This is a genomic window from Legionella saoudiensis (assembly GCF_001465875.1).
GTDB classification, from domain to species: domain Bacteria; phylum Pseudomonadota; class Gammaproteobacteria; order Legionellales; family Legionellaceae; genus Legionella; species Legionella saoudiensis.
In genome coordinates this window covers 230941-243281 of sequence record NZ_LN901323.1, presented here as the reverse complement: position 1 = coordinate 243281, position 12341 = coordinate 230941, and the positions used below count along the sequence as shown (strand labels likewise).

The window sequence follows — 12341 nt, the reverse complement described above, 5'->3', positions numbered from 1 at the left end:
CGAAAAAAAAAATCCATGAGCGCTGTTGGTTTAATCAACATAAAAAATTTATGCGTATTAAATCGCTTTTTTTAAGTATAGCGTAATCAGCAAAAAAGGAATAAATTTTGAAAATACCTTAATTTTGAGGAAGGTTATGGCCTTATTATTCTCATGGGAAAACCCGCTCATCCAGGCAAAATAGGTAATCCCTATATCCCTTGCAATATTAATGCAGCAGCAACCATACCCGCAGCAGGGATAGTCAATAACCAGGAAAAGAAAATACGGCGTATAACATGCCAATGCGCACCATGAAACCCACGTGTAAGGCCAACACCGGTAATGGCTCCAGTTACTGTATGTGTTGTAGAAACGGGTACCCCAAAATGGGTGGCGAGAAATAGGGAAACTGCCGCACCGCTCTCCGCGGCACACCCTCTCATGGCATTAAGACGGGTGATTTTAGTACCCATAGTATGGACAATGCGCCATCCCCCAAACAAGGTGCCCAGGCTAATGACAGCTTGGCAAGAGATAACTACCCATAAAGGAACATAAAAAGGGCCTTGAAGCCAAGCGTTTGAAAAGAGCAAAACGGCAATAATGCCCATAGTTTTTTGCGCATCGTTACTACCATGAGTCAAACTGAGTAAGGCGGAGGTGCATAGTTGTGCTCCCTTAAACATGCGCTTCATACTGGTCTTACGTTGGCGCGGGAAAAATTTTTTCACGCTATAAGTAATGAGTAGCCCCACTGTTAAGCCTAAGCATGGGGAAATAAAAATACCCGCAATAACCTTAGTAAAGCCTATTATTTTCAGTGAAGTGAAACCGCCTTTGGCAATAGCTGCACCCGCCAGCCCCCCGATAAGGGCATGGGATGAGCTTGAGGGTAGGCCATAATACCAGGTGACTAAATTCCAAAATATGGCACCAAGCAAAGCGGCCAAAATGACATGTGCGTCAATTACTTGCGGGTCAATTAACTCTTGGCCAATAGTTTTTGCCACCGTTAAATTAAAAACCAGGAAGGCAATGAAATTGAAAAACGCTGCCCACAAGACGGCTTGCCGAGGGCTAAGTACTTTCGTAGTAACAATAGTAGCAATGGAGTTGGCTGCATCATGAAAACCATTGATAAAGTCAAAGCTATAAGCGGCTAAAATGGCAATGAGTATAAGCACAGTGGTATGTTCCATATACAATGACGCTCCTGTTTTTTGCTGGGTTATATATGGTAGCTGCTGTGCGTCATCAACTTAGATACCAGACTCATTATCCGTTTAACCGGAGTGGGGAGTTCAATACCCCCAGATTCGATAGCTGCCGTTGCATGCTGCTCTTCATCTTCTTGCATTTGCTTTAGTATGGCTTGCGATTTTTTATCGTGTGTTGGCAATTTTTGCAAATGATGTTTTAAGTGCGCGGTTACTTGCCGCTCTGTCTCTGCAACAAAGCCTAGACTGACTTTGTCTCCGGCAAATCCTGCCAGAGCCCCCAGTAAAATAGAGCCGCTATACCATATGGGGTTAAGAATGCTGGGTTTGGAGCCTAGTTCGTATAAACGCTCTTCACACCAGGCCAGATGATCCACTTCTTCGGCAGCCGCATCACTCATTTGTTGCTTGATGTGTGTTAACTGAGCGGTTAAGGCTTGCCCTTGATAAAGGGCCTGGGCACAGACTTCTCCGGCATGATTAACCCGCATTAGGCCTGCGACATGTTTTTTTTCTCGCAAGCTCAGTGGGTGGTCTTCGATTTCTACTGCCGGAGAATGGCGATTACTAATCCGTTTACTTGGGGGTAATACTGTGCGTAGCGCATTGTCTACTTCAGATATTAAGGCATCAAGAAAGCTCATTGTGCGCATAATGGTCTTAGTTAAGAGAAGATGCTCCTATATTAGCTTAATGAAATTATCTTTTAAACTATTCCAAATCATCAACGCTTAATTAGGTTAATATAACGTTGAAAATAGGCTTAGGCTCAAGTTCTAAATCCCAATCATATTTGTTTGCACCGTTATAGTTTTCTTATCAAATTTTCTATTCAAATAATTGCGAAACTTATTTTCTAATAAATAATAAGAAGTAGATGCTATTGCTAATAGCGCGAAAAAGGCAACAGTAGATAAAACATAGGTATTGGACATGGCCGGAAATCTACTTACTATTGAGTCGTGTTTTGTTATTAGGGTCATAAGGACAAAGGCTTGGAATGAATAAAATGAATAGCTAATTCTGCCTAAATACAGGAAAAAACGATTAGTCATTAAACGGTATAACCAGCCTGACGAAAGCGAGGCAGCACTGAATAAAAGAAGACTCATCAACGGTACTGTAGCAAAATTATAAGCCATAGCAACAAATCCCAGGGTTGGGCCTAGTGCAAGAAACGCACATAATAAAATGGAACTCAGCATCGTCCCTAAATTTGCCCGAGCTATCCGTAAGCCTTTAGCAAATAGCAGCCCACAAATTAAACCGATAATAAACTCTGAGACTCTAAAAATGGGGAGAGAATAAAAAATTAAAGTATCAACTTTTTTATCGGTAAACAGAATCCACGAAATACCCGGTAACGAGGCAGTAATATATAAAATAAATAAGGCCACATACAATTGTTTATTACTAAGGTTTTTGATGTGGTTAATTAAAAAGGGAAAAAGAGCATAAAAAAACATTTCTACGGAAAGCGACCAGCTACCCCCTATATTCCACATAGTAAAAAGCTGGGGAATCCAGGCCTGAAGCATGACAATATTTAGTAAGATAATAAAACAATAGCGTAATGTTACTGAATCATAAGGGGCTAAAGAATAGGTGAGCCAAGGCAGTGTGACTAAAGCAGCTAAAAAATAAGCAGGATATATTCTGGTAAAGCGATTAAACGCATAATGTTTATAATTTTTAACCCCATTATAAAATCGATAACCGAGGACAAAGCCAGATAATATAAAAAACATGCTCATCCCGCATGAGCCTTTCACCAGGGCGCGAGCCAATCGGCCATGGGGGATGAGATGCCAGTAGATTTCTATATGAAATAAGAAAACATAAAATGCAGTTACAAAACGCAAGCTAGTTAACGGTAAAATTTCTTTAATCCTATTATCCATTTTATATTCCCTATTTATAAAGCAATAGAACCTTTTCGATGATGGAATATTCAAATACCGTTTAAATTCTTAAGTATTTTGACTCATAAAAATAGGCCTAAGCTACCAATATGAACAACCAAAATTAACTATTAAATAACCTAAAACTGCCAAGCGGTTATAGTAACTGATTTGCACAATAGCGAAAAGGTAAATAGATAATATTATTATTTATTATTGCGTGCTCTTTTTGGTCTTAAGTTTTACGTAGGATGGCCGCTTAAATTTTGATTTTAAATTAAGGGCTGCGAATTAAACCTGTACCGCCAGGAGTATGTTTTGCCATTTTGGGTATTATTGACCCAAACATTAAGAAAATATTAAGTGTTTTGTAGCTGTTTAATTTTAAATCATTTATACTAGGATACTCCGGACTTCTCCGCATCAGGATGGGCATGTTTTTTTGCGTTTTTTAGATTAATAGACAAAGGGTTAGTTCAATGAAAAACCTTAAGACCGCTTATGAACATAATATAATTGAACTATTTGAATCCAAGGTTCAGCTCATACCGCAACACCCAGCCGTTAGTGAGCGCGATAGACAACTTACCTATAATTCTCTTAATGAAAAAGCGAATCAATTAGCGCATTGTTTAAAGAAACACCAGGTGCGGGCTGGTGAGTTTGTGGGAGTCTTATTAGAGCCTGGAATCGATTTTATTGTCAGTGTATTGGCAGTTGTGAAACTGGGCGCGGCCTATTTACCTTTAGATGCTTTAGCCCCCCAAAATCGATTGGTAGAGCTATTAGAGGACGCTAAACCAAAAATGGTTATTACTAATGAGCAATATCTGTCTTTGATTAGCGATGATAAGACCACAGTGCATCTCATCAAAAATTTGCATATGGAGTCCATTAGCTTTTCACGAGAAAACTTAGCTATTCCCATAACAGCCGATGCGCCTTTGTATATGATGTACACCTCGGGCTCTACTGGAAGGCCTAAAGGAGTGATTGTCCCGCATCAAGCGGTGGTTAATTTGGTATGCGAACAAAATGATTTTCGGCTGCAGGCGGGAGATGTGATTGCTCAATTTAGTAATCTTGCCTTTGATGCCAGCCCTTTTGAGGTGTGGAGTGCATTGCTTAATGGTGCGCATTTAGCCATTGTGCCGTATGCAATGAGAACAGAGCCCTTCCAGTTTAAGCAGTTTATCGAAAAGAACCAGGTACGTTATTTATGCTTGCCTACTGGTTTTTTCCATCAACTTATTAAATCAGCAGCAAGCACCCTTGATGGCATCCGGGTTCTTATTTTTGGTGGTGAGCAAGTTAATGCCGGCTTATTAAAAAAATTCTTAGCCTATCGTAAAGAGCAAGCATTAGCGATTGAGCTGATTAATGGCTATGGTCCAACGGAAGCGACGGCTTATGTCTGCCGGCACCGAATAAGTGAGCATAGCGTGCTGTCTGATGATTTATTGTCCAGCATTGGTACGCCCATTAATAATGTCAGAATGTATGTTCTTGACGAAAATAAACAGCCGACTAATGAAGGAGAGCTGTATGTCAGTGGGATTAATTTAGCCTTAGGTTACCATAATGCGCCCCAGCAAAATGATGAAAAATTTATCATCAATCCTTTCTGTCAGACTGAACCATTCCAGCGTTTATACAAGACAGGAGATCGTGTGCGTCAACTTGCCTCCGGCGAGTATCTGTTTTTAGAGCGCTTTGATGATCAAGTTAAAATTGGTGGCTTTCGTATTCATTTGAGTGAAATTGAAACACAGCTCATGCGTTTTCCTGGAGTTAGCCTCGCAGCCGTTAAAGTGGAGGTAGGCGGGGGCTCGCATAAGATGCTTACTGCTTATATTGTCTTATCGACTCCAGAGACGGTGGTCAGTGCGGATGAGATTCGGGCTTTTTTAAGTGAGGTATTGCCTCTTTATATGCTACCTGCCAAGTACGTCATGGTGGAGGCATTACCGCTAACTTTAGTTGGAAAAGTTGATAAATCCAAATTGGACTCCCTACCTCATGTTGATTTGTCATTCCATATTGATACTTCCTCATCCAGCCGGATTGAAGAAACGATAAAAAAAATCTGGCAGCATTTATTAAACCGTAAAGTTATTGATGTTCATAAAAATCTATTCGAATTGGGAGCAAACTCACTGCTAGTCACGGATGCGTGCAGTAAAATTAATCAGGAATTACAATCGGAATTGCAAGTAGCCGATATCTTTTCGCACCCAACTATTTATAAATTAAGCTGCTATCTCGAGGGGCAAATTGAGGTGCCTACCGAAAAAGTAGTGCATGATGCGGGAGGCAATGAGATTGCGATTATTGGCATGTCCTGCCGTTTTCCTGGAGCTAACTCGCTGCAGGAGTATTGGGATAATCTTTGTTTGGGAAAGGAAAGCTTACAACGATTTGATAAGGAATCGTTAGCAAATAAATCGCGAGATGCGGAGAAACAGTTCGTTCCAGTACGAGGTATTCTGCGAGGAATTGAACAATTTGATGCTAATTTTTTTGGCTTTAATCCTGGCGATGCGCAAATAGCTGATCCACAGCAACGTATTCTTCTTGAATGCGCTTGGGAAGCCTTAGAACATGCCGCCATTGCTCCCGAAAAATTAGAAACCCAATCGATTAGTGTTTTTGCCGGAATGACGGATAGTACTTATTTGCAAGAAAACCTTTTAAAAAATAATTGGTTTAATAAGGAACATGATCTTTTACAACAGCGAATAGCAACGAGTGCCAGTATGTTAAGCACTCAGATTTCCTATCGTCTCAATCTTAAGGGGCGTAGTATCAATGTGAATACCTCCTGCTCTACGGGCTTGGCTACCGTTGATCATGCCTGCCAGGATTTACTTCTCGGATACAGTGACATTGCATTGGCTGGTGCGGCATCAATCATGGTGCCTCAGGAAGATGCCTATGTTTACCAACAGGGGAGTATCGTTTCGCCTGATGGGCATTGTCGCCCTTTTTCTGCTGCGGCCAATGGTACTGTTTTTTCCAATGGTGTCGGTGTTGTTATTTTAAAACGCCTAACGGATGCGCTTGCCGATGGCGATACCATTTATGCTGTAATTAAAGGACGAGGTGTTAATAATGACGGTTCAGATAAACTAGGATTTACTGCCCCAAGCACCAGCGGGCAAATGTCTTGCATTCGCGAAGCGTTGCGACAGGCTCAAATAAAGGCTGATGAGGTTGGTTATCTTGAAGCTCATGGCACCGCTACTGCTTTGGGTGATGTGGTGGAGATAGGGGCTTTAAGCGCCGTATATCGAGAACAAACAGAACGAAAACAGTTTTGCTTCCTGGGCTCCGTTAAAGGAAATATTGGCCATACGGATGTGACCTCAGGAATTGCGGGATTAATTAAGACCGCCTTATGCCTGTATTATCGTCAAATCCCTCCCATGTGTAATTTTCTTAAGCCTAATCCCGATTTGTTTCTGCACGACAGTCCTTTTGTAATCAATACCCAATTGCAGGATTGGGCGACGAGGGGAGGCCTACGTTATGCTGGCGTCAGTTCTTTTGGTGTGGGCGGTACCAATGTTCATATGGTATTAGGGGAACACCATCAAGAACCAAGCTTAATGGTTGCTAATAAAGAGCAATTAATTATTCTTTCTGCAAAAACCAAACGTGCGTTACAGCAAAATACAGAAAGACTAATACATTATTTAGCGGCAAAAGCACCTGCGATTAATTTGGCCGATGTTGCCTATACGTTGCAAAAAGGACGAGAAGATTTTTCCTGGCGCCGATTTGCGGTTGGCAAAACAGTTGATGAATTAATTCACAGCCTAACACAAAACCCTATTGATCAATGCCCTGAGCAAGGCATCAATGTGGTATTTATGTTTCCAGGGCAGGGGACGCAGTACCATTTAATGGCAATGGAGCTAATAGAGAAAGTCCCCTTGTTTGCGTTGTTAGTCGAGCAAGGGGCGCATCTTGCTAAGAATTACATTAATTGCGATCTGTTGGCGCTTATTCGAAATCCTGACGATGTTCGCCTAAACCAAACTCAGTACGCGCAGCCACTTTTATTTATTATTGAATATGCGTTGGCGCAATTATTAATGAGTTATGGGGTCAAGCCAGATGTACTTATTGGTCATAGTATTGGCGAATACGTCGCGGCTTGCTTGGCCGGGGTTTTTTCTTTTGAAGATGCAATCATTATTGTATGTGAACGCGGTTTATTAATGGCGAGCGCGGAGCGCGGGGATATGCTTGCTATTGAATGTACGGCAGAAGAATTCACAGCCTATCAGCAACTTATTCCGGTCGAGCTGGCCTTGCATAATGCCAGCAATCAGTGCGTTGCATCAGGCTCGGCTGCGGAAATTGCTGAGTTAAGCCAGTATTTATCCAATCAAGGTAAACGTTATCAAAAATTGCAGGTAAGCCATGCGTTCCATAGCCGTTTCATGGAATCCGTGGAGCGACCTTTTAAAGACATGCTCGCTAATATTTCTTTGTCTGCGCCGACAATATCGATAATCTCTAATGTTACGGGCACTTGGTTATCTACAGAGGAGGCCACGAACCCTGACTACTGGTATCGTCATATGCGTCAGACGGTGAAATTTTGTGGTGGTCTACGTACCGCACTTGCGGATGCGCGCTCGTTCTTTATTGAAGTAGGTCCTGGGCGTAATTTAAGTACTTTTCTCCGCGAAGTTGCCGGAAGCGATGCCTCGCGTATTGCGATGACCCAGGTGTTAGCTAATCGTCATGCCCCATTACGAGATTATCAACAGCTTTTATCTGCTTTAGGCGCGTTGTGGCAGCAAGGCATTTATATCGATTGGAACAGCGTTCATGCTAATGAAAAAAGGCAACGCATTCCATTGCCAACTTATGCATTTCAACGACAGCGTTATTGGGTTGAACCGGATAATGCAGTGCATGCGGCGGCCAGCATGGAGCAAATTTATGTTCCAGCCTGGTCGCACCAGCCCGCATACTTTGCGCCTTTAGCACTGGATAAAGAGGAAGTTGCGGCACATAGCTGGATTATTATTCATGATCAGCAAGGTTTCGGCTCACAAATTGTAGATTTCCTTTGCGCACAAGGAATCACCCCCATTTCTGTTGAGCCTGCTAAAGAATATATGGCCCATTCCGCATCCCGCTTTAGCATCAATGTGGCAGAAAAAACCCATTATGACACCCTATTTAAAACATTAAAAAATATCCTGAAACGGCCAATTATTGTGCATTTATCCTCCTGTGATAATAACTCCGTAGCTTTGCTTCGCAATGAGAAAGTTGCGCAGCAATTGGCCTTGAGTTTTCATAGTCTCCTTTATTTAACTCAGGCTTATGTGCAGCACATTGGTGAGCAAATGCCCTTGCAATGTGCGCTAATAACACGCGGTAGCCAGCAAGTACTGGGCACGGAGGCGATGGTCCCAGCCAATGCCAGTTTAATTGGGGCATGTCGGGCTATTATGCACGAGCACCCGGCTTTAAGGTACCGGGTATTTGACCTACATCCTGATGAGCTAGCGGCGAATAGCCCCTTGTTAGTGAATGAGCTTGTGCGTACCTGCATACAGGAGCAATGGGAACGCCATCGCCCCATTAGTGCTTACCGCCATGGCTTTCGCTGGGAGCTGGCCTATACTGAAAGTAAGGTTGCCAATGCAAAAAATCGCTTTAAGCATGGTGGGGTTTATCTGGTTACTGGCGGTATGGGAGGGGTTGCGTTAAGTTTGTGCGAGGCTATTGCTAACAATGTTGCTCAGCCTAAATTTATTCTCTTATCGCGTAGCCTGATTAGTGCTCCTTCAACATGGGCCGCTATTTTGCAAGACAGCCAACACCCGCTGTATGCTAAAGTAAGCCGCTTACAAAAATTACAGGATCTAGGGGCAAAGCTTTTTTGCCATCAGGTTGATGTAAGCCAGGAGGCGTCATTATGTGATGTTGTGGCCTATTATAAACAGCAGTTGGGTCGCATTGATGGAGTGATTCATGCTGCAGGAATTGCCGGTGGTGGGCTAGTGCAGCTAAAAACCAAAGCGAAGGCCGACGCTGTATTAGAACCGAAGCTTCAGGGAACTTATAATTTAGCGCGCGCGTTACAGGGAGTGACCTTGGATTTTGTGGTTCTAACTTCCTCCCTTGCGGCGATTACTGGAGAAAAGGGACAGGTGGATTATTGTGCGGCAAATGCAAGTTTAGATGCCTTTGCTTGTACCCGATTATTTTCTACTCGCTTTATCTTGAGTTTAAATTGGAATAGTTGGCGTGAGGTAGGGATGACGGTGGAAACGCAACGCCCGCATGAGGTTCGCTACTTGGGTCGGGGTAATGATATCTCGCCACAAGAGGGACAAAAATTATTTTTACAGGCAATGGAGCGTTCGCATGCGCAAGCGATCATTTCCAATTATGAGCCGGAGCGTTATGCCCTCATGCTATTGAAACCACCGGTGCAAACAGGAGTCATACAACCGAAAATGACGCGCCAGGAGTTGAATGTAAGAAATAATTATGAAGGACCTACCAATGAGGTCGAGTCGCAATTGGCACAATTATGGCAAGAGAACTTGGGTATTGATGAAGTAGGAATTCATGATGACTTTTTTGCTTTAGGCGGTTATTCCCTAAAAGCATTGAGTTTGATCGAAAAAATAAATAAAACCTTTGTGGTTTCGGTGTCGATAAATCATTTGTATACAGCGCCTACAATTAGACAACTTGCTCAATTCATCCAGACGAATCAAGAGTGCAGATAAGAAAGTATTGGGAATAAATAGATGAATATAACGCGACAAGAAATACCAAATTTTGGTAAAGCCTATGATCTTCTCAATGTTTCTTTTATTATCCTAAACCAACAACTGCATATTGATTACATTAATGCCGCGGCGCAGCATACCTTACACCTAACCTCCAAACAACGACATGATAATCAGTCTTTTTTTGCTTTATGGGCTGCCTTGAAGCTTCCTTCGCTTTTAGATGAGCAGGGCAAAATCATTAATCAAAGTCCAATGGAAGTAAATGGGGTGTTTCTTAGTTGGAAGTGTATTGCGGCGCGCGTTGATAATGAGAAAAAATTATTCTTGCTGGGTAAGGATGTTACCGAGAAAGAGCGGATGTTTCAATCAATGGAAAGTACCTGTGAACAGATTTTGGGTTTTAAATTTAAACAACGATACGCGCTGCCTTATTATGTTACCGAGGTATATAACTATTTAAATGGAATTATTAATAAAATCCCCTGCTATGTTTATTGGAAAAACCGCGACTTACAATATATCGGTTGCAATCAAATGGCAGCTAACTTCATTAATTTGTCATCGACCGAAGACATTATTGGCAAAACTGATTTTGATGTGTTTCATGATTGGGAGTTAGCAAAAGAGTATCGCGCCACAGATGAGCAAATCTTTGCGACAGGAAAAGCGGTCATTAATCAGCCAGGAGAGTTAATTAACGATGCTGGAGACGTGATTCATACTTTAGTCAGTAAAGTGCCTATTTTTAATCAGGCAGGTGAGATTATGGGGCTTGCGGGAATCTCGGTTGATGTAACGGACTTAACCAAAGCCCAGGTATCTTCCGAGTTGGCCAATCAGGTTAAAACGGAGTTTATTGCCAATATGAGCCATGATATCCGTACTCCCTTAACCGGTGTAGTGGGCATGGCTAAGTTGTTAGAAGATAACCTAACTGATGATACGCAAAAACAATATGCCCATTGGCTAGGCGAGAGTGGTACGCAATTACTTTCGATGCTTAATGGCATTTTAGATGTAGTTTCTGCAGATAACGTGAATGAAGCGGATGTACATGAAGAACCCTTTGATTTACGCCAACTGGTACATAACATCGAGCAGTTAGAACGCCCATCAACTTTGATTAAAGGATTGGATTTGGTGGCTCATATTGATGAGCAAATTCCTGCGTGTTTAATTAGTGATGCGACTAAAATTCACCGTATTTTACTTAACTTATTGGGTAATGCGATTAAGTTTACCCAAGCAGGTCGAGTGGAGATCAATCTAAAGCTTTTAGAACAGAATGAAACATGTTCACTCATTCGCTTTTATATTGCTGATACAGGTATTGGCATACCTGAAGAATTACAAGATAAAATCTTTGATCGTTTTTACCGAGGTACCCCTTCTAATAAGGGAACGTATAGTGGGCATGGGGTAGGCTTACATATTGCCCAGTCTTATGTGGCTTTGCTCGGGGGAGAAATTCAGGTAAGCAGTGAACTGGGCAAAGGAACGACCTTTCATTTTGATCTGTCGTTAAAAACTGGTGCCCCCGCGCCTAACTTAAAGCCTTCTCGCTTATCAGATGGAATGAGCGATAAAATAGCAGCAGCATCTGGTATTAACGCAACGGCGCAACCCTGTAAATTATTATTGGTTGAGGACAATAAAATTGCGTTATTTACCTTAGAAAACCTGGTTAAGCTTGCAGGTTATCAATCCACTAGTGTTATGGATGGTGAAAGTGCGCTGCATCTGGCAAAAACGCAAAACTTTGATTTAATTATTACCGATCTTGGCTTACCCGGGCTATCAGGCATTGATTTGACGCGGAAAATTCGTGAGTTTGAACGCGAGCTGTATAAAAAACCCATGCCTATTATTGGCTTAACGGCGCATTCTGAAGACAAAATAAAAAGAAGTTGCTTAGAGGCGGGGATGAATGAAGTATTTACTAAACCGATGACCACCGAGGTATTGATTGGGATTAAAACTACTTATTTTCCTGAAGCAGCGGTACCGGCGAATAATTCTGTTAAATCCCCGGTAAAGAATGAGGCACAAGGCCTCAGCCTTCCCGATAATGAGGCGCATTTGTTTCAATTAGAGGAATATAAGCTTTTTAATGTGCAACGTGCTCTAGAGGATATGGGGGGCGATATTAATCTCCTTAAGAGTATATTAACCTCAATTATCGATAAGGAAACTCCTGCTGATTTACGCGAGCTGGGGCATGCGCATAGCCAAAACGACTGGCATATGGTGCAAAAATTGGTACATCGGATAAAAAGTGGTTTTGTGTATTGCGGCGCGGAAAAATTGGTGCAAGCCTGTCAGCATTTAGAGCGCTATTATAAAGCCGGGCATACTTTTTTGTTAGAGGCCTTGTATAAGCAATTGCTGACCGTTATCGAAGAAACCAGAGAGACCGTGCGCTCTTGGTTGTTAAAAAATTAATTAAATAATTTTTCGATGTTCGTATG

The 12341-nt window shown here is 42.1% G+C and carries 5 protein-coding genes; 2 read left to right on the top strand and 3 right to left on the bottom strand.

The genetic code is table 11. From position 1 onward, the window contains the following. Positions 1–191: 191 nt before the first annotated feature. From BN3124_RS07505 to BN3124_RS07495, 3 genes are all read right to left on the bottom strand, one after another. Complete coding sequence (locus tag BN3124_RS07505; protein ID WP_058534181.1) at positions 192–1181, bottom strand: inorganic phosphate transporter; 990 nt, start codon at positions 1179–1181, stop codon at positions 192–194. 29 nt (positions 1182–1210) lie between these two features. Next, complete coding sequence (coq7, locus tag BN3124_RS07500) at positions 1211–1852, bottom strand: 2-polyprenyl-3-methyl-6-methoxy-1,4-benzoquinone monooxygenase (RefSeq protein ID WP_058534180.1); 642 nt, start codon at positions 1850–1852, stop codon at positions 1211–1213. A gap of 123 nt (positions 1853–1975) precedes the next feature. Continuing rightward, a complete protein-coding gene (locus BN3124_RS07495) occupies positions 1976–3100 on the bottom strand; it encodes an acyltransferase family protein (RefSeq protein ID WP_058534179.1) in 1125 nt (374 codons plus the stop codon). A 479-nt stretch (positions 3101–3579) separates the two neighbouring features. On the opposite strand from BN3124_RS07495, the gene BN3124_RS07490 reads away from it, so the two are divergent. Beyond that, positions 3580–9867 (top strand): type I polyketide synthase, encoded by a 6288-nt coding sequence (locus tag BN3124_RS07490; RefSeq protein WP_058534178.1) that lies wholly within the window; start codon positions 3580–3582, stop codon positions 9865–9867. A gap of 21 nt (positions 9868–9888) precedes the next feature. Beyond that, a complete protein-coding gene (locus tag BN3124_RS07485) occupies positions 9889–12315 on the top strand; it encodes an ATP-binding protein (protein WP_058534177.1) in 2427 nt (808 codons plus the stop codon). Positions 12316–12341: the final 26 nt, after the last annotated feature.

What these genes read in the sequence shown, in the direction of transcription:
- BN3124_RS07505 (WP_058534181.1), bottom strand. Translation starts at nt 1,181, where the DNA reads ATGGAACATACCACTGTGCTTATACTCATTGCCATTTTAGCCGCTTAT.
- coq7 (WP_058534180.1), bottom strand. Translation starts at nt 1,852, where the DNA reads ATGCGCACAATGAGCTTTCTTGATGCCTTAATATCTGAAGTAGACAAT.
- BN3124_RS07495 (WP_058534179.1), bottom strand. Translation starts at nt 3,100, where the DNA reads ATGGATAATAGGATTAAAGAAATTTTACCGTTAACTAGCTTGCGTTTT.
- BN3124_RS07490 (WP_058534178.1), top strand. Translation starts at nt 3,580, where the DNA reads ATGAAAAACCTTAAGACCGCTTATGAACATAATATAATTGAACTATTT.
- BN3124_RS07485 (WP_058534177.1), top strand. Translation starts at nt 9,889, where the DNA reads ATGAATATAACGCGACAAGAAATACCAAATTTTGGTAAAGCCTATGAT.